The sequence below is a fragment of the Geovibrio thiophilus genome, assembly GCF_004087915.1.
GTDB lineage: Bacteria > Chrysiogenota > Deferribacteres > Deferribacterales > Geovibrionaceae > Geovibrio > Geovibrio thiophilus.
On the sequence record NZ_CP035108.1, the window covers coordinates 1902551 to 1921222 of the forward strand.

Annotated in this window: 15 protein-coding genes; 8 read left to right on the forward strand and 7 right to left on the reverse strand. The window is 48.8% G+C overall.

The features are described from left to right. Nucleotide 1 precedes the first annotated feature (1 nt). The 7 genes from EP073_RS08955 to EP073_RS08985 all read right to left on the reverse strand — a co-directional run bounded on the left by EP073_RS08955 (nucleotide 2) and on the right by EP073_RS08985 (nucleotide 10204). Complete coding sequence (locus EP073_RS08955; protein WP_128466810.1) at nucleotides 2–1420, reverse strand: exopolysaccharide biosynthesis polyprenyl glycosylphosphotransferase; 1419 nt, start codon at nucleotides 1418–1420, stop codon at nucleotides 2–4. Continuing rightward, a complete protein-coding gene (locus EP073_RS08960) occupies nucleotides 1417–2472 on the reverse strand; it encodes a glycosyltransferase family 9 protein (protein ID WP_128466811.1) in 1056 nt (351 codons plus the stop codon). Before EP073_RS08960 ends, EP073_RS08955 begins: the two co-directional genes overlap by 4 nt. A 4-nt stretch (nucleotides 2473–2476) precedes the next feature. After that, nucleotides 2477–3418: an ADP-glyceromanno-heptose 6-epimerase gene (gene rfaD, locus EP073_RS08965; RefSeq protein WP_128466812.1), complete on the reverse strand. Its 942-nt coding sequence runs from the start codon at nucleotides 3416–3418 to the stop codon at nucleotides 2477–2479. A 587-nt stretch (nucleotides 3419–4005) separates the two neighbouring features. Next, nucleotides 4006–5400, reverse strand: coding sequence for a D-glycero-beta-D-manno-heptose-7-phosphate kinase (gene rfaE1, locus EP073_RS08970; RefSeq protein ID WP_128466813.1), 1395 nt, complete (start codon nucleotides 5398–5400; stop codon nucleotides 4006–4008). A gap of 63 nt (nucleotides 5401–5463) precedes the next feature. Continuing rightward, complete coding sequence (locus tag EP073_RS08975) at nucleotides 5464–6186, reverse strand: hypothetical protein (RefSeq protein WP_128466814.1); 723 nt, start codon at nucleotides 6184–6186, stop codon at nucleotides 5464–5466. Next, nucleotides 6183–7391, reverse strand: coding sequence for a hypothetical protein (locus EP073_RS08980; RefSeq protein ID WP_128466815.1), 1209 nt, complete (start codon nucleotides 7389–7391; stop codon nucleotides 6183–6185). The genes EP073_RS08975 and EP073_RS08980 overlap by 4 nt, the downstream gene beginning before the upstream one ends. Then, complete coding sequence (locus tag EP073_RS08985) at nucleotides 7376–10204, reverse strand: anaerobic glycerol-3-phosphate dehydrogenase subunit C (protein ID WP_128466816.1); 2829 nt, start codon at nucleotides 10202–10204, stop codon at nucleotides 7376–7378. Before EP073_RS08985 ends, EP073_RS08980 begins: the two co-directional genes overlap by 16 nt. Nucleotides 10205–10334: 130 nt before the next feature. Between EP073_RS08985 and pdxA the strand changes: the two genes are divergently transcribed. The 8 genes from pdxA to EP073_RS09025 all read left to right on the forward strand — a co-directional run bounded on the left by pdxA (nucleotide 10335) and on the right by EP073_RS09025 (nucleotide 18672). Next, nucleotides 10335–11288 (forward strand): 4-hydroxythreonine-4-phosphate dehydrogenase PdxA, encoded by a 954-nt coding sequence (gene pdxA / locus EP073_RS08990; protein WP_241653987.1) that lies wholly within the window; start codon nucleotides 10335–10337, stop codon nucleotides 11286–11288. Continuing rightward, complete coding sequence (rsmA, locus tag EP073_RS08995; protein WP_128466817.1) at nucleotides 11272–12075, forward strand: 16S rRNA (adenine(1518)-N(6)/adenine(1519)-N(6))-dimethyltransferase RsmA; 804 nt, start codon at nucleotides 11272–11274, stop codon at nucleotides 12073–12075. Before pdxA ends, rsmA begins: the two co-directional genes overlap by 17 nt. Beyond that, complete coding sequence (locus EP073_RS09000; protein ID WP_128466818.1) at nucleotides 12065–12682, forward strand: 3'-5' exonuclease; 618 nt, start codon at nucleotides 12065–12067, stop codon at nucleotides 12680–12682. The genes rsmA and EP073_RS09000 overlap by 11 nt, the downstream gene beginning before the upstream one ends. A gap of 132 nt (nucleotides 12683–12814) precedes the next feature. Beyond that, nucleotides 12815–13363 carry a hypothetical protein gene (locus EP073_RS09005; protein ID WP_128466819.1) on the forward strand — a complete coding sequence of 183 codons (549 nt, stop codon included), beginning with the start codon at nucleotides 12815–12817 and terminating at the stop codon, nucleotides 13361–13363. Between the two features lie 17 nt (nucleotides 13364–13380). After that, nucleotides 13381–14229, forward strand: coding sequence for an acetyl-CoA carboxylase, carboxyltransferase subunit beta (gene accD / locus EP073_RS09010; protein WP_128466820.1), 849 nt, complete (start codon nucleotides 13381–13383; stop codon nucleotides 14227–14229). 83 nt (nucleotides 14230–14312) lie between these two features. Next, on the forward strand, nucleotides 14313–15362 hold the full coding sequence (locus EP073_RS09015; RefSeq protein ID WP_283808390.1) for a bifunctional folylpolyglutamate synthase/dihydrofolate synthase: 1050 nt from the start codon (nucleotides 14313–14315) through the stop codon (nucleotides 15360–15362). A 55-nt stretch (nucleotides 15363–15417) separates the two neighbouring features. Further along, nucleotides 15418–17604 carry an LPS-assembly protein LptD gene (locus tag EP073_RS09020; protein WP_128466822.1) on the forward strand — a complete coding sequence of 729 codons (2187 nt, stop codon included), beginning with the start codon at nucleotides 15418–15420 and terminating at the stop codon, nucleotides 17602–17604. A gap of 21 nt (nucleotides 17605–17625) precedes the next feature. After that, a complete protein-coding gene (locus EP073_RS09025; RefSeq protein WP_128466823.1) occupies nucleotides 17626–18672 on the forward strand; it encodes a hypothetical protein in 1047 nt (348 codons plus the stop codon).

An 18672-nucleotide genomic window follows, 5' to 3' on the forward strand; every position in this document is an offset into this window, starting at 1 on the left:
GCTAATATGCTCCTTCTTTTTTTATCACTGCCTTCACTGTTTTTAAAATGATCATTATATCCAGCCATATGCTCCAGTTCATGACATACCAGCTGTCAAGTCCCACACGGAAGGTGTAATCAGTGTCGCTCCTCCCGCTGACCTGCCATATGCCGGTTATACCCGGACGCACCATGCAGTAGTATTCACCGTCTTTGCCGTAATATTCGTCCAGTTCGGTTCTGATTATGGGTCGGGGACCCACCACACTCATATCTCCCCTGAGAACATTTATAAACTGAGGCATTTCGTCTATGGATGTTTTTCTTATGAACCTGCCGACCTTTGTAACCCTAGGATCGTCTTTCAGCTTAAAGGATGTTTCCCACTCGGCACGTTTCACCGGATCGGAATCCAGAATATCCTTCAGGCGCACGTCAGCGTCCTTATACATTGAGCGCATCTTGAGAACGCCTATGACCTTACCGCCCCTGCCGACGCGTTTATGACTGTAGAACGGGGAGCCTCCGGACTCAAGGCGTATGGCGACCGCAGCGGTTATGATGATCAGACCGGCAAATGGAAGCACAAGGAGAGTGAAGACTATGTCAAAGGCTCTTTTCGCCGCTTTGTTGGCAACGGACGCGAGGTTGTTTTTTGATTTCAGGATAAACAGCTTATTATTAAAAAGATAATGGAACTCGCTGTTCATCATCGCCGCTCTGCCCGGCTCCGGCACTGTTATTATTTTGCCGACCTTGCGCCTCACGCAGGTGGTGAGAGAGGTTATTTCGTCAGGGTTCATCTCGTCCTCAACGAAAACAACCGCAGAGGCGTCATCAAGGAGTTTCTCAATATCCCCGCCAAGAACAGGGTATGAAGTTCCTCTGACCTTAATTGTTTCCGCATCGCAGGCGCTTACCGGATAAAAACCTTTCAGCTTATAGCCGTACCCCTTTTCGCCCAGCAGCGCCGCCGCTGCCTCAGCCGCCGATTCTCCTGTGCCCGCGATAATGATTTTTTCAGTACCGAGACCCAAGGAAAAAAGGAGCCTTTTGCCGATTCTCCGTGCCACGGGGAACAGCAGTATGCCGTAAAACCATATAAAAACAAGTGTAAGACGGGATACCATGTCGGTCATTTTGCCGACGGAAACTATGGCGAATATAAGAACGAGGCTGAAGGTTACAGCGCTTATCAGCCCTCTGGTTTCATCGAATGTGGTAAGACGTCTGGTGTAAAGCCCCTTGTAGGCTATCACGGAGAGCAGTATCAGAGGCATCCACCAGATACCCGCAAAATATGTGAAGGAGAAGCCGAATCTGGTGACCTCCGGAAACAGTATATCCACTATGCTTCGGGAAACTACCGCAGCCTCAAGGGTTAGGTAGTAGGTGAGCAGATCAGTCAGTATTACAGCGGGCGTGAACATCCATCTCATAGCTTAATAAACCTCCATGCAGCATCAAACACGGCTTCAACTGATATTTCGTCCATGGGTACGCCTTCCTTCTCCTCAAAACCGAGGCTGATGTACGGTTCAGCACATGCGAGGGAGACTGAGTTTTCACCTGCCGCACCCCATCTCTCCGGACGGACAGCGCCGCATATATCGACCACAACGCAGCCCAGTGCGGATGCGAGGTGCATTATCCCTGTATTCACGCTGATTACAAGAGCGGAAGACTTAAGCAGACGTGCAGACTCCGTAAGGGAGCATCCGGCAGCATTTACAGCGCCAGAAGCGGCGCAGAATTTCTCCGCCCGTTCAAAATCGCTCTTGGAGCCTGTAACAGTTATTTCATACCCGCAGGCGGTGAGTTTTTCCGCAAGGACAAGCCACCTTTCCTCAGCCCACTCCTTGAGATACCAGCGTCTGCCGCCGGAAAACATATGAAATACAACGGATTTGCTGTTCCGTTCAATATCGGGAAAGTCAATATGCGGTGCTGAATCTGTCCTGATTTCCGCCGCACGTGCGAGGGAGCGGTAGTTTTCAAGCTCATGCACGTTTTGGGAGTGTTTAACCGCCGTGTCATAGCAGTAATGCCTGTACTGGTAATCGGTATTGAAGCCCGCAGTGAAGGCGGAATCGAAGCAGGAAGCCAGAAACGCGTCAAAACGGGGCCATGAACCGAAATCCAGAACAAAGTCGAAATGTCCTAAACCTTTCACTGTCCTTGCGGCGTTCACGGGATTTTTGTGGTTTATGATGATAACCTTATCCGCAGGCATAAACATTTTCACAACAGAAGCGTTGTCAGCCCCGCAGATGAAAATAAGCTCCGCATCGGGATAAGACAACCGGAAGTCACGGACAACGGCAGACATAAGAACAGTGTCGCCTATGGCGGCAGTTTTAAGAAAAGCAGCCCTGCGGACATTTCCGCCGAAGGGCTTTCTTTTTCTGAAAAGTGATTTAGCGTAAAGCAGAACCGGACCCGCGTATCTGTCGGCACTGCGGACGAGTGAACCCGTTCGGAGCTGTTTCATAAATTTATTTTATATAACCGCCGGTCATTTCCAGAACCTCAAGATAAGCTCCCACACCCTGTTCCAGAGTGAGAAACTCATTGGCATATCCGGCTTTTCTCAGATTAATGAGATCAGCCTGAGTATATTTCTGATATTTTCCCTTAAGCTGCTCAGGAAAAGGAATTATCTCTGATTCAAAAGCTTTGCCGTATCTTGTTCTGAAAACTTCGGCTATGTCGGCGAAGCTTCTGGATTTTCCTGTGCCGCAGTTGAATATGCCTGAGACATTGGAGTTTTCGTAGAGGAACATATTTACCGCCACAACGTCATTGACGTGAATGAAGTCTCTGCGGAAATCTTCACTCCCTTCAAAAAGCTTCACCTTAGTGCCTTCCTTGTGCTGGCTGAAGAAGTGAAAAGCCACGGAAGCCATCTTGCCTTTGTGGTTTTCCTGCGGACCGTAGACATTGAAATAGCGCAGTCCGGCGACCTGTGTTCCGGCATTTTTTATCCTGCGGACATAATTATCAAACGAAAATTTGGAGAAGGCGTAAACATTCAGCGGATACTCACACTCAGGGCTTTCGGCGAAGCCTTCATCCCCGTTGCCGTAAACAGAAGCAGAGGAAGCGTAAATAAATCTTGCTCCCCGTTCCATGCTGTAATGCAGGAGCTCCTTGCTGAACTCGTAGTTGTTCCGCATCATGTATCTGCCGTCTGTTTCCATTGTGTTGGAGCAGGCGCCTTCATGGAAAAATACTTTTATGAAAAACCTGTCCTCTTTGAGAACAGAGAGAAAATCCCGTTTATCAATAAAATCATTGTATTTAAGCTTATTCAGGTTCAGATGCTTTGCGGGATTATCAAGGCTGTCGACAATGATAATGTTGTCCTCACCCATATCGTTCAGTCCTTTTACTATGTTGCTCCCTATAAATCCTGCTCCGCCTGTTACAACTATCATAATGAATACCTTCCTTTTTAAATAATCGAAATCTCTGCGTCCGGTGAAAAACTGTTCCGCATGCTTCTCAAATCCCCCTCTGTCCCCCTTTTCTAAAGGGGGAAGTGACCCTTCACCCTTTCAGGATTCGCAATGACGCTCCTATGAGTCACTGCGAGGAGTAAAACGACGAAGCAGTCTGTCCTTAATAGCTGCAATTCCTACATCCTGTGGAATTCCAGCACACGCTCGCGCCGTGATAAACACGGCTTCGCTTCGCACGGCGCAGTTCCTTCCATGGAACTGTTACCTTTTGCTCTTCTCCAATATCGAGGTCGTCGAATACCCGTCTGTCCTTAATAGCTGCAATTCCCACATCCTGTGGAATTCCAGCACACGCTCGCGCCGTGATAAACACGGCTTCGCTTCGCACGGCGCAGTTCCTTCCATGGAACTGTTACCTTTTGCTCTTCTCCAATATCGAGGTCGTCGAATACCCGTCTGTCCTTAATAGCTGCAATTCCCACATCCTGTGGAATTCCAGCACACGCTCGCGCCGTGATAAACACGGCTTCGCTTCGCACGGCGCAGTTCCTTCCATGGAACTGTTACCTTTTACTCTTCTCCAATATCGAGGTCGTCGAATACCCGTCAACGAAGCTGATGAGGACTGTTTTTCCGGCGTGTTCCCTGCCGATGACCTCTTCTATTTTGTAGTCCGCACCCTTTACAAGAATATCGGGACGTATTTTGCTTAAAAGCTCCAGCGGCGTGTCCTCACCGAACTTAACAACGTAATCCACCGATTCAAGAGAGCAAAGAACCTCCGCTCTGTCGTCTTCGGAGTTTACGGGTCTTGAAGCTCCTTTAAGCTTACGGACGGATTCATCCGTGTTCAGCCCGAGAATAAGAACATCACCGAGTTTTTTTGCCTCTCTCAGGTAGGTCACATGCCCTTTATGGAGTATATCAAAGCATCCGTTGGTGAACACTATGGTTTTGCCGGCTCTTTTCAGGTTTTCCGTTATGCGCAGCATGGCGTCAAGAGACGTGGCGGCGTGGCTTCTGCCTTCATCATTGAGCTCATTGATATATACGGGCGCCGTGCCTATTTTGCTGACCACTATGCCCGCTGCCTTGTTAGCGGTGCATGCGGCGGATTCAATATCATAACCGTTGGCAAGGGCAGCCGCCAATGTTGCCACGACAGTGTCTCCAGCGCCGGAGACATCGAAAACCTCTTTCGCCTCAGTGGGTATATGCTTCACGCTGTTCTGCGTGATTATGCTCATCCCCTTGTGAGAGCGGGTAACAAGAAGGCATTTTATGCCGTATTGACCCAAAAGCTCACGGGCTGCTGCGGTGATCTCCTCATCGGCGTTTTCAACGTTTCTGCCTGCGGCTTCGCCCAATTCATTGACATTGGGAGTAACTATGTCTGCGTCTCTGTATCTGTTCCAGTCGTGCCCTTTGGGATCGACAATAACCTTTTTCCCGTATTTTGCCGCTTTTTCGATTACAAATCGGCAAACCTCATCGGTGCAGATTCCTTTGCCGTAATCGGAGAGAACCACAGTTCCGCATTCGGCGGCGGCGTTGTCTATGAAGCTTTTATATTCATCAGTGAGACTGACGGGAACTATCTCCTCAAAATCAAGCCTGACTATCTGCTGTTTTTCGCCTATGACTCTTAGCTTGGTTACTGTGGGAAGATCACGCTCTATGAAGCCGCACTCAGCGCCGAGATCGTCCAGAAGCCCTTTCAGAGTCACTGCGTTGTCATCCCTCCCGCAGGAGGAGAGCATCAAGCCCTTAGCACCTAAGTGGGTTATGTTGCTGAGAACGTTCCCTGCGCCGCCTAGAGTCAGCTTCGTATCCTTAACCCTCACCACAGGAACCGGAGCCTCCGGTGAGATTCTGCGGACGGAGCCGAAATAATATTTATCAAGCATAACGTCCCCCACTACGAGGACTTTAACGCCTGTGAAGTCATAGTTTGACATGAAGATTACCTCTAAGAAATCTGACGTGTTTTTAGCATTTTTTAACGTGCGTACGCAACGGAATTAATTAAGCCTTGTCCTGAGTTCATTCAGTTTTTCCGAAGCATCGGCATAATCCGGCTGCCCCGCCTCAACCTGCTCGAACCAATAGATAGCGTCGTAAAGCTCTGCGTTGGAGACGTCAGGAAGAGTTTGCAGGCTGCTGTAGACATCCATTCCAGCTCTGTAGGCGGCGGAGCTTTTCATGGCTTTCCCCTCCGGAGATAGAGCAGGCAGACGGTTGAGATTTTCAAAGGCTCTTCTGTAACTGCCCTGCTCATAAAAGCTTTTCGCCCTGCGGTAGGCGACATCGGGAGCCTTGTTCAGAAGCGGCTCCGCATCGCGGGAGATACGTTCGATCAGCTTGTCAGCCTTCTCCTTCGCCGGTGCTGTGGAGGGAACCCTGTCCAGAAGTTCCAGAGCGCGGATAATATTGACCCTTGCCTGCTCGGCATTCCCCTGCATGGCAAGGTTCACAGCCTCTTCATAAAGCCTTGAGGCATCATTATAGTTTTCCTCGCCCGTCACTATGTCGTAAAGCTTTGCTTTGAGGGCTATTGCCTTGCGGTTGAGGATGTTTTTATCCATAGCCTCTTTAACCTTCTCGTGTGCTTCAAAATATTTTTTCTGCTCATACAGTTTTACCGCTTCGTTATAAAGAGCGTGACTTTCATCGGACAGATAATTGTAAAGCAGAGCGCCGAAGAAAACCGATATAAAAACGAAGCCTATGAGAAACTTTTTCATTTTACCTGCCCGCTTAAGTAAGCTTTAAGATCGGCATTTTTAATCTTCTGTGCGGCGGCGGATGCCTTGTTCCTGTCCCCCATGCCTATATGGGCAAGGGCAGTGTAATAGTAGTCACGATCGTCTGTTCCTTTGGAGGCGACTTCAAGCAGGCGTCCGAATCTTTTCTTGCGGTAAAGCAGCTCGGCTATGTCAAACTTGTTCGGGCAGGCGGCAAACTCACCGAATGATTTGCCGTCATACAGATTTTTGTCAATCATATAAGGCACGTATTCGCACACGCCCGATACAGCGGAACCGAAGGAATCTATATCCGCATCAAGGTTTGGCTTGCCGCTTTTAATCAGGCAGGCGGTTTTGGTTTTGGCGAAGTCGGCGTTTTTATCTTTTATGCAGCCGTCAAGGAGCGCACAGTCAAAATCCGCTCCTGTCTGCTTGTATGATTCTACGGCACGGCAGAAGGCGCCGGATTCCAGAGAGTAGCTTTTGCGATTAGCCTCAAAGCCCGAAATATAGCCTTTGTAGTCTTTTATGCTCCAGAGCCTGTCCAGAGCGAGGCTGACCATATCCGCATCCTTGTAAACGCCGTATACCTTCCAGAAATAATCGTAGCTGCCGTTTTTATAAAAGAGAACGCCGAAATACTTTGCCTGTCCGGCAGTGAGATTTTTGGGATTGATGCCTGAAAACAGGGCTTCCACAGCCTTAAAGTCACCCTGTACCTTGGATGCGGCTGAGAGCAGAACTTTTGAATCGTTTGACACGGCAGCCACAGACTTAGCCGCCTGTGAGTCCATAGGGCAGTCCGACTCGGTGTAGAGCGCAGCGCCCGCAGCGGAGGTTCCCGCAAGAAGCTCTTTTTTTGCCTCCGAGCAGTCTTTACGGATCAGAAAGCGCATTTTATCCCCCTTGATCACATTCTGATCAAAGCGGGAATCCTTCACTCCCTCTATTTTGATAAAGTATGAATAAGCCCCTTCAAAGTCGCCATCCTCAAGGAGGATGCGGTACATGAGATACTCGGCATAATGCTTGTCTGCCTGATTGGGAGAATCCGCCAGATAAGCCTCAAAGCCCATTCTGGCAACGCTGTTCAGTCCGTCTTTGTATGCGTTCAGACCCATAAGGTAATCCCCTTCGTCCGCGCGGGCGGATGCGAAGGCGAGCACGCTCACAAGCAGAAAGGCTGTCAGTCTTCCAAACATTCCTTAAGCACCTCAACAGGGTGTTTCACAGTTTTATTGCCCATATGCTGCATCTGGATTGTGCAGGTGGGGCAGTCAGTCACACCGTAATCCGCTTCGGACTCATTAAGCTTGTCCAGCATCGGCTTGCCGATCTTAGCGCTGAGCTCAAAGTTGTCCGCCTTCATGCCCCAGCTTCCCGCCATGCCGCAGCAGTTGCTGTTGAGATCCGTCACTTTCACTCCGGGGAGGGAGGCAAGCATCACTACAGAGCAGTCATTATCCGCCTGTACTTTCATATGACAGGATTTATGGTAGGAAAGTTTCAGGTTTTTCTCTTTTACTCTCAGACGGTTTCTGCGCTGATTCACAAGTGCGCTCACGTGTATGAGCTTTTTGCTCACAGCCTCCACCTGAGAATCGCTCATGAGGAATTTCCATTCCTTAAGAAGTGAAAGCCCGCAGGAGGAGCATGAAACAACCACATAGTCCGCCTCTTCCATAGCCTTGCCCCAGCTTGCGAGGTTCTTTTTAACCCTGAGCTTGGCATCCTCCGTCATTCCTTTTGAGAGGAACGGAATGCCGCAGCAGAACTGCTCAGGCAGAACGACTTCACAGCCGATGTGCTCCAATACGTCCATGGTGGCAAGCCCCAGTCCGGGGTTAATGTAGCTTGCGTAGCATCCGGCGAAGTAAACCACTTTCAGTTCGCCCTTTTTGCGGAATGCGCGGGTTTCAGCTCTCTCAAAGAGGGACTTGCCCTCAAACCCTACAAAAGGACGCTCGGCGGTCACACCCGTCATCACTTCCATAACCTTGCGGTTCAGTTTCAGCTTCATAGCCTTTGTAATCAGCGGGCTTATCTTATGGGTATATTTCCCGAGAATGTCGCAGTTGGAGAGTATTTTATTCTCTATTCCGGCGCCGAATCTCTTCACATACATGGCTTTTGCTTCAATGGCAAGCTTGGGGATGTTCACGTTGGAGGGACACTCCATGACGCAGCTTCCGCAGTTCACGCATTTATTTATTACGTTCTGGAAAGCCTCCTCATAAAGGGAGTCACCGTCTATGGCGCCGCTTATCAACGCACGAAGTACATTCGCCTTCGCCTTTGGCGCGGCTGTTTCATCCCTTGTAGCCTTGTAGACGGGGCACATCCTCGTGGCGGATGTCACGGTTGTGCACTTTGAGCAGCCATGGCACTTTTCCGCCTCATCGGTGAAACCCTCGTTCCAGACAAGGTGCTTGCCGCTGAGATCCGTATTTCCGTAATCAGAGCCAAAGCGGAGAAACTTCATCATCTGCTCATCGTCACAGACAGTTTTTATATCGGGGTTGAGGAGCTCTTCAACATCAAAAATCGCTTTTGTCTCAAGGAAAAGCGGATATATTTCCTTATACTGCTCCCTGATGTACGCAGTTCTCAGTCTGCCGTCACCGTGCTCGCCGCTCACAACGCCGCCAAGGGAGTTGACAAGCTTAAATACATCATCGGCAAGAATTTTCAGCATTTCTATATCGTGAGGATCTTTCAGATCCAAGAGAGGTCTGGTATGGAGAAGACCTTTTGCTATGTGACCGTAGATTACAAAATCCGCCCTGTGCCCTTTCAGTATGGCGTACAATCCCTGAAAATAGTCCACAAGCCTGTCCGTGGGAACTGCGGCGTCCTCTATGAGAGCAAGGATCTTCTTGCGCCCTTTGAGCTTGTAAAGTATCGGAACCGCCGCCTTGCGCACAGCCCAGAACTTAGCCGCTTCCTCTTCGGACGCGGCGACGGAAGCTGACGTGGAGAGATCCTGAATATCCGCCATTGCCTGCTCGGCAAATCTGCGCACCTCATCTTTGTCGTAACCGTCATACTCGATCATAAGCACGTTGTCCACGCCCTCGGGTATGGCTTCCTTAAGCTTTGCGTCCGATTCTCTGGCAAGATTAAGGAGCGACTTGTCCATGATCTCAATTCCGGAAGGAGCAGAAGGCAGAACCCTCTGCACAGCCTGAGCGGATTTGACAATGTCGTCAAAATAGGCGACCACGAGACTGTCAAAAGAAGGCTTCTCGTGGAGACGGAAAGTAAGCTCGGTCACTATGGCGAGCGTTCCTTCTGAACCGCCGAGAAGGTTTCCAATCTTAAGCCTGCCGTCCCGCACAAGCCCCCTGAGGTTGTAGCCGGAGACATTGCAGCGGATTGCGGGGTAAGCGCTGTTTATTTTTTCTTCATTATCTTCATAGAGTCTGTACAGCTTTTTAAATTTCGGAGGAAGATTATCGTACGTGGCGGCTTCAAGGTTTTTTATGGTGGTTTCGCTTCCGTCAGTCAGAATCAGCTTCGCATCTTCGATATAGTCGGACACATTGCCGTATTTCACGGAGTGAGCGCCGCTGGCGTTTGTTCCGTACATGCCGCCGAAGCTGGCGTATTCACCGCTGGATGGATCAGGCGGGAAGAAAAGCCCCTTGCCCTTAAGCTCAACCTCAAGCTCCCCGAAGCGGTAGCCGGGCTGACAGGTGAAGGTTTTCCCCTTCTCATCAAGCTCGATAAGGGTGTTCATATACTTGGAGAAGTCGAGTATAAGACCTTTTCCCACGGCAGAACCGCAAAGACCGCTTCCCGAGCCTCTGGTATGGATCGAGAGTCCGTAGCGGGAAGAGAACTTCACCACTGTCTTAATGTCGTCTTTATCGAGAGGATATACCACGCACGCCGGCTCCACCCTGAAAATGCTGCCGTCCGTTGAGTGCATATATCTTCTTATTTTATCGGTGTAAACATCACCCTTAATATTTTCCGAAAGCTCTTCAAAAATATTTTTGGTCAGCTGAGGCATTGTTTCTCCTGTTTTTTATGGGTTCTGTAACCTATAATAATAGATCATCTCCCGAAAATATAAAGACATAATTTGCCTTAACTACAGTTAAGTATTGCGATCAGGGATGTTTCAGGATTATCTTCTGCCTATGAAAAAAACAGTTATCGGAATCACAATCGGCGATCCCGCCGGAATCGGCGCTGAGATAGCCGCCAAATATGCCCTGAACCAGCCGGAGAATGTGAAAACAGTCTTCATCGGCTTCCGTTTTATCATGGAGGACGCTTTCAGGAACATCCTCAAGGCAGATATGCCTGAAATAGAAATCATTGAGCCTGACGAAAAAATGGATTTTACCATCGAGTACGGCAAAATCAAAGAGGAATACGGCAAAGCATCCATGCTCTTTGTTGAAAAAGGCGTACGGCTCGCACAGAAAGGCGTGATTGATGCTGTAGTCACCTGTCCGATTAATAAAAAATCGATCCGGCTCGGCGGATATAATTTCCCCGGACATACGGAGTTTCTCGGTCACCTGACAGAGACGAAAGACTTCTCCATGCTCCTTGTCGGCGACAAGGTGCGAACGCTGCTTGCCACAACCCATGTTCCGCTGTGCAATCTCACGGCGCAGCTTGATGTTCATACTGTGCTCACGGCAATACGCAACGCGCATAACGCAGGCAGGTTTTTCTGCAAGGACACGCCCAGAATCGCAGTTCTGGGGCTTAATCCCCACGCCGGAGACAACGGAGCCTTGGGCGATGAGGAGCAGTATATTATAGCCCCCGCAATAGAGCAGGCTGCGAAGGAAGGCATAAACGCAGGCGGACCCTACCCCGCCGATTCCCTTTTCCCCAAGGTGCTCAAGGGTGAGTTTGACTTCGTTGTCTGCATGTACCACGATCAGGGGATGATCCCCGTAAAGATGGAATCCTTCGGCAACGCAGTAAACGTTACGCTGAACCTCCCTATTATACGCACCTCCGTTGACCACGGAACCGCATTTGACATAGCCGGAAAAAACATCGCCTCCCCCTCCTCCCTGTACAGGGCGGTAAAGGTGGCTGAAGAAATGGTGATTAATGCTCGATCTGCTTAAACTTTTTAAAGAGGAACAGGGAAGAACGAAAAAAGCGCTCGGACAGCATTTCCTCACCAATACCCATATACTCGATCTGATAGTGAGCTCAGCTGAAATCGAAAAAGGCGACCATGTCCTTGAGATAGGTCCCGGCTGCGGTGTGCTCACTCACAAGCTCCTTGAGGCGGGCGCTAATGTCACGGCGGTGGATATTGACGGTGAGCTTGTTTCGTTTCTCAAGCGCTATCTGCATGTCTACAAAAACTTCCGTGTGATACACTCGGATTTCATGGAGTTCGACACATCGGTTCTGGAGACAGACAAACTGAAAATAATCGGCAACCTGCCGTACAACGTATCTGTGGACATTACGGCGAAGTGTACCGAACTGCACAGCATAACCGACAGAATGATATTCATGTACCAGAAGGAGGTGGCGGACAGGATAGCGGCTAAACCCTGCTCCAAAGCGTACTCCTCCATATCTGTAATGACCGACTATTTCTATGACAAGAAAAAGATAAAGGACATTTCAGGCGGGAACTTCTTTCCCAATACAAAAGTGTTTTCATCAATACTAAAGTTCACTCCGCACGCAAAAGCGGATGTGGGGAATGAAAAGGATTTCCTTGCCTTCCTGCGCAGATGCTTCACCCAGAAGCGCAAAACCCTGCGCAACAACCTCATGGGAGTGGAGAATCCTGAAGCGATGATAGAAAAAGCCGGACTCAAGCCCCCTATCCGCGCGGAAGAGATGAACCTTGATGATTTCATCCGCCTTTTCAGGATCATAAATGATAAATAGACCCATAGAGGAACTCACCTTTACCGTATTCGACACGGAAACCACAGGTATGTCCCCTGAGAAGGGCTCCAGACTGGTGGAGATCGCCGCTGTGAAAATCGAGCCGAATCTCACGCTGAACCTCCGGAACCGTTTTGAAACGCTCATCGATCCTTGCTGCGAAATACCTTATCAGGCTTATAAAGTACACGGAATAAGCCGTTCCATGGTACGGGGCAAGCCCACAGCGGAAATGGTCATACCCGAATTTATCAGCTTCGTGGGCGACAGCATAGTGATAGCTCACAATGCGGGATTCGACTGCAAATTTGTTTACCATACGCTGGAAAAATGTCAACCTTCGCAATGTTTTACCAAAATAATCGACACAATAGGGCTCGCCAGACTTGCGTTTCCCGGACTGACAAGCTATAGTCTTGACAACCTCATGTCACAATTGGAACTGGATATTCCCGTTCCCGCCGCCTACAGACACAGGGCGCTATTTGACGCGGCGCACACGGCGCTGCTCACCGTCCGCTGCTTTGAGGCGCTGCATTCCAAAGGAATGCGCACGTTGAAGGATCTGTTCGGCAAACAGGGAAGGCTATTCTATAAATGGCTGTGATATAAGGATAAACAAGAGAACCTGTTGCAAAAGGAACAAAAAAACAATAAAATCATCAATTGTGTTTGATTGTTTTGAACACTGAGCGCAGTTTTTCGTGTTACTCGGGAAGGCACAGGATGTGCCGCCGCCGTGCGCAGCGAAGCCTTGCTTTGCAAGGCGCGAGCGTGTATGCAAAAAACACAGGAAGTAGTTTTTTGTGCCGTAAATTACGATGAGATTGCTTCGCTGTCGCTCGCAATGACAGAAAATTACGTCACTGCGAGGAGTGAAACGACGCGGCAGTCTCAGCTGTTTTGTCAGAAATCTGAAAAACAGAGCGCAGTTTTTCGCGTTACTCGGGAAGGCACAGGATGTGCCGCCGCCGTGCGCAGCGAAGCCTTGCTTTGCAAGGCGCGAGCGTGTATGCAAAAAACACAGGAAGTAGTTTTTTGTGCTGTAAATTACGATGAGATTGCTTCGCTGTCGCTCGCAATGACAGAAAATTACGTCACTGCGAGGAGTGAAACGACGCGGCAGTCTCAGCTGTTTTGTCAGAAATCTGAAAAACAGAGCGCAGTTTTTCGCGTTACTCGGGAAGGCACAGGATGTGCCGCCGCCGTGCGCAGCGAAGCCTTGCTTTGCAAGGCGCGAGCGTGTATGCAAAAAACACAGGAAGTAGTTTTTTGCATTATTAAGTAGAAAGGAGACTAACCCATATGGGCATAACCGACTTTTTGTTGGAAAAGATCACCAAAGTCAGCTCTCAGAAAAAGGATATGAAAGAAAATATATGGAGCAAATGCTCCGGCTGCGGAGAAATAAGCTACCGTCAGGAAATAGAGGACAATTACCAGTGCTGCCCCAAGTGCGACTTTCACTTCCCCGTCTCCGCAATGCAGAAGATAGAATACATAATAGACCCCCACTCCTTTATAGAGTTTGACGCCGGTATCCGCTCCCTCGACCCGCTTAAATTCAAAGACAGCAAAAAATACCCCGACAGAATAAAAGCCGCAGTGAAAAAAATGGACATGAACGACGCGTTTGTCGGCGGCATGTGCAAAATCAACGGGCGTGAAGTAAACATAGGCGGCATAGAGTTCGGCTTCCTCGGCGGGAGTATGGGCAGCGTTGTGGGTGAAAAAATAACCAGACTGGTTGAAAACGCCGTTAAGCACCGCAGGCACGTAATCACCATTTCCTGCTCCGGCGGTGCCAGAATGCAGGAAAGCATACTCTCCCTTATGCAGATGGCAAAAACATCCGCTGCTCTTGCCAAGCTGCGCATGGAGGGTTTGGGACATATATCTCTCCTCACAGACCCCACCACAGGCGGCGTTACGGCAAGCTACGCCATGCTCGGCGATGTTATCATAGCCGAACCGAAGGCGCTTATCTGCTTCGCCGGTCCAAGAGTTATAGAGCAGACTATCAGGCAGAAGCTGCCCGAAGGCTTCCAGCGCTCGGAATTTCTCCTTGAACACGGGATGGTGGACACAGTTTCCCACCGCAAGCGCTGGAGAAAAGACATGATAAGGATTCTGGACTTCTTCGGTTATAATTAATAAAGGAAAAAGCCATTAACGCTTTTGATGAATATTTCAAAAATACGGGTGAGTTCAAAAATCTTGAGCTCACCCTTTCCCGTATTGAAGGGGCATTAGCCGAGGCAGGTTTCAGAGAGGAAGCGCTGGGCGGAATAATCCATGTGGCGGGCACAAACGGCAAGGGCTCCACATGCCGCTTCACAGCGGATATGCTCAAGACATGCGGTTATAAAACAGCCCTGTTCACCTCCCCGCACATCCTTAAAGTCAATGAACGCATAGTGTTTGACGGGTACGATATAAGCGATGCGGATTTTGACCGCATATTCCTAAGGTGCGTGCCGCTCATCAGGAAATACCGTCTTTCATATTTCGAGGCGCTTACTATCACTGCGTTTCTGTATTTTTCAGAACTTAAGCCGGATTTCTCCGTCATAGAAACGGGGATGGGCGGAAGGTTCGACTCTTCAAATGTTCTGAACGTCAAGCTCCCTGTTATCACTGCCATTGCGAAGGATCACGCCGCTTTTCTGGGCAGTAACATCTACCGCATAGCTGATGAAAAGCTGGCAATAATAAAGGACAACAAAACCGTGATGCTGGGTATGAACACGCCTTCCGTCACGGACTACATCAGAAAAGCACTGCCTGATAAAAGAATTATCCTCACTGAGGAGGCAAGCGCAAAAGTGCCTGCTCCATTCGGCAAAAATCTTGCGCTGGCAGAAAACACTGTGAAGGAGCTGATCGGACACCTGCCCCTGAACTTTATTCCGGTTCTGCCCCCTTGCAGGCTGGAGCGCATAGGCAGGTTCGTTCTTGACGGAGCGCACAACCCTCACGGTATGCGGGAGCTTGTGAAATCCGCAGACACGGGCAGATTCGGCAGCGTGCTTATTTCCTCCACTGCGGACAGGGACATAAAAAAGCTTGTCGCCCTTCTCTCCCCTAGGTTCCGGAACATCGTCATAACCGAGATCCCGGACAATGAAAGAAGCCTGCGCCTTCCGCTGGATATAGCGGGAACCGTTCAGGAAAAAGACGCTGAAAAAGCGCTCAATATAGCGGTTGAACTTGCGGGAAATGCTGATATACTTGTCAGCGGCTCACTTTATTTGTGCGCACACATAAAAAAACTTCTTTCAGATTAATATTTCAGACAAAAGAACCGCAGCAGCGGAAAATGTGTTAAAAAGGGAAACTCGCGTGATCAGACTTTTGCTTATTATTCTTTTAATTACATACACATCCGCGAGCGCGGCAGAGCTACTGCTCCCCTCCGCGGACACCAAAGTCAGCAATATAACCATTGAATCCGACCATATGCTGGCTCCGGACAACACCACGTTTGAAGCGACCGGAAATGTGGTTATCATGAAAGACAACTCCACCCTCACCGCTGACAAGGTTATCTACAACAGGGAAACTGGTCTGTTTGACGCCAGCGGAAACGTCCGTCTGAGGGAAGGCGGCAACTTCTTTGACTGCACAAACCTGCTCTACGATTTTGCGCAGGAAAAAGGAACTTTCATAGACGTCAAAGGGTTTGTGGAGCCCTATCACTACCTTGAGGCGGAAAAGTTTGAACGCACGGGGCAGGAGAGCTTCCTTATAGAAAAAGGACGCTTCACCACCTGCCCGGGGGAGGTTCCGGACTGGTCATTCACCGCAAGCCGCGCGACAATGGACATAGGAAATTATATCAAGGCGACCAATACCACAGGCTGGATCAAAAGCGTCCCTGTCCTCTATACTCCTTACATGATTTACCCAATCAAAAAGGATCGTGAAAGCGGTCTTTTGATACCCAAATTAGGTTCCAACTCCGAAAGAGGGAGCATGCTCGGTCTGAAATATTTCCGTGATATAAACGTGGATAAGGATGCCACCATTGGCACAAACCTCTACACATCGGGCATTGTCCACTACCTCGGCGAATACAGATACGCCAAAAGCATGAATGAAAATCTGTATATCTACGGGGAATTTATAGATGACTGGGAGAGTGAGTCAGACAAAAGAAGCAGGTATCTCTTTTATCAGGATTCAAACTTCAAAATAGGTGACAACACCGAAATATATATTGAAGCCGATTATGTATCGGACTACAGATATTTAAGAGATATAGCCGATACGGAAATGGTGGACGACTACGACAACCCCGACAACAAATTCTATGCGGATGTCAGGCTGATCCACAGAACGGAATACGCTGATTTCGGTATACGTTTCAAAAATGACATGCAGTTTACGGATATAGACGACGGTTACAAGAAGACCGAAGTTTACCGTCTGCCGAACCTATTTGTGAGAAAAAACCTCCGTAAAGGATTTTTGGGACTCAATTATACGGCAGACCTTGACCATGTTCTCTACAGGGAAAAAACTATATATCCTTCCATTAACGGAGCAGATCTGATACTTGAGGACGAATACGAGCGCATGCACCTCACAACGGAAATATACACTCCCATAAACCTCAAAATAGCCACATTCAAGCCATACGCAGAGATCATCGCCACAAAATGGGACGGTATAGACGAAGCACCGAATGTGCATCGAAGCAAAGGGAGCACAATCGCCCAGATAAACGCCGATGATGACTCAATCGAAAGGCTTACATACAGAATAGGCTATGAAGTCTCCCTTAATGAAATATACAGAAAATATGATAAATTTTCGCACTCCGTATACAACACATTCAGATATGAGCAGATACCGGAGCTTGACCATTCCGCAATTCCTGAAAGAATAGAAGGTGACCTCATCGAGGGAACAAAAAGCTATACCTACTTCTTTAAAAACTACTTTGACGCAGATAAATGGAATCTGGACGCATCGCTTGAACAGAGTTATGACGCTATGCAGAGCGGCGACCGTCTGCGTCCGATAATCGCAAAAGCAAACTACACCTACGATAAGATGTTTAACGCTTATGTCAGACACGATTACGACCACAGCGATGCCAATACAGCCCTCCTTCACCAGAGGGTCTCCTTTTCCACAGGTCCGGTTACCTTCAGCGAGGAATATCTTTATGAAGATCCTGACTACACGGATGAAACCGAAAACACATCCCTTGAGTTCAGCGTGAGTCTCAGCTTCAAAAAGTTTGACTTCGCCTTCAAGACGCAGACATCAGGCATAAACAGCAATCTGTCGCTGGACAATCTGCGGACAATCAGCAACTCCTTCTACGGAACATACAAATCCGGCTGCTGGCACATGGGCATGTCCGTCACTCAGAAGGAATACAACCCGATTGATGACAAAGGCGGCTACTCCGGCAGAGAGCAGATTATATATTTCGTAATCGGGCTTCAGGGACTCGGAACTTTCAGAAGCCCTGTATCATCAACTAGATCTTCGGATAGAGTTGACAATTTCTATTAATACAGGTTAATAATGAATCCTATGAAAAAAACAATCTTATGCTTATTAATTACCGCCGTAATCTTTTCTTTCACCGGCAAGACACATGCTGCATTCGTTGAAGGCAGCGGAAGCTCCGTCATACATGACGGCAACGTGAAAGCAGCGGAACAGAACGCAAGGGAGAGCGCCCTCAAAAGCGCCATGAGAAACTTCTTCTCATCCGCCGATAATACCTCCGTCCCGGAAATAACAAACGAATTTCTCAAATTTATAACAAGATACAAGATAACAAGCCGATACGTCAGGGATAATACTGTTTTCTGCTCCGTCTCTGCCGATGTGGATGAAATTGCCATGGGCAACATAAACTACTACATCAGGGAAGCAACCAACTCGGTAGTGTTTGATATAACCGGCAAGCTGAAGGAGGACCTGAAACCCGCTCTCCTGAAGACTGCGTCAGAGGTTCTCCAGCAGTACAGATTCACAGCGTCCGACAATCAGAATTTCCTTGCCGAAATGCCTGATAACCCAAAACCTGAGGATATGATTACCGCTTTCGCGTCCACACCGGTTCAGTACCTTTTTGTTTTCACGCTTAATGCGGCTACCGAACCGGAAGGGGAGATCTTCAGCTGTGAGGCAGAGCTCTATGTAAAGCCTTACTCACGGGACAAAGAGTTCCCCGCAGTCAAAGTTACCGGCAAAGCGGTTCAGGAAACGGATGACCTCTGTATCACAGAGGCTTTCAGAAGCTCAGTTATCGCCGCTGCGGATTATATAAGAACTAACATTATCCCCCTGCCCGAAACAGTGAACACGGTAACCAAGTACAGTGTAAAGGCGGTTAACTTCGGTAAATTCGCCGATGTAAAGGCGTTCATGGATTTCCTTAAACGCAGGGAAATAGTTAAGGATTACAATATAAAAACCTTCTCTCTGGAAGAAGCTATATTTGACGCTGATACTGTTTTCAGTAAGGATGCGCTGCTGCGCAATCTGGATGAACTGAAAGGAAGGTACGGATACACGGCACGGATCGAAGGGGACGAACTCCTTCTGGATTTTTCCGCCGGTGCCGAGTAG

Coding starts and splice junctions, on each gene's coding strand:
- EP073_RS08985 (WP_128466816.1), bottom strand. CDS start 10,204: ATGCCTCAGCTGACCAAAAATATTTTTGAAGAGCTTTCGGAAAATATT.
- pdxA (WP_241653987.1), top strand. CDS start 10,335: ATGAAAAAAACAGTTATCGGAATCACAATCGGCGATCCCGCCGGAATC.
- EP073_RS08960 (WP_128466811.1), bottom strand. CDS start 2,472: ATGAAACAGCTCCGAACGGGTTCACTCGTCCGCAGTGCCGACAGATAC.
- rfaE1 (WP_128466813.1), bottom strand. CDS start 5,400: ATGTCAAACTATGACTTCACAGGCGTTAAAGTCCTCGTAGTGGGGGAC.
- EP073_RS08955 (WP_128466810.1), bottom strand. CDS start 1,420: ATGAGATGGATGTTCACGCCCGCTGTAATACTGACTGATCTGCTCACC.
- rfaD (WP_128466812.1), bottom strand. CDS start 3,418: ATGATAGTTGTAACAGGCGGAGCAGGATTTATAGGGAGCAACATAGTA.
- accD (WP_128466820.1), top strand. CDS start 13,381: ATGGGCATAACCGACTTTTTGTTGGAAAAGATCACCAAAGTCAGCTCT.
- EP073_RS08975 (WP_128466814.1), bottom strand. CDS start 6,186: ATGAAAAAGTTTCTCATAGGCTTCGTTTTTATATCGGTTTTCTTCGGC.
- EP073_RS09025 (WP_128466823.1), top strand. CDS start 17,626: ATGAAAAAAACAATCTTATGCTTATTAATTACCGCCGTAATCTTTTCT.
- EP073_RS09000 (WP_128466818.1), top strand. CDS start 12,065: ATGATAAATAGACCCATAGAGGAACTCACCTTTACCGTATTCGACACG.
- EP073_RS08980 (WP_128466815.1), bottom strand. CDS start 7,391: ATGTTTGGAAGACTGACAGCCTTTCTGCTTGTGAGCGTGCTCGCCTTC.
- rsmA (WP_128466817.1), top strand. CDS start 11,272: ATGCTCGATCTGCTTAAACTTTTTAAAGAGGAACAGGGAAGAACGAAA.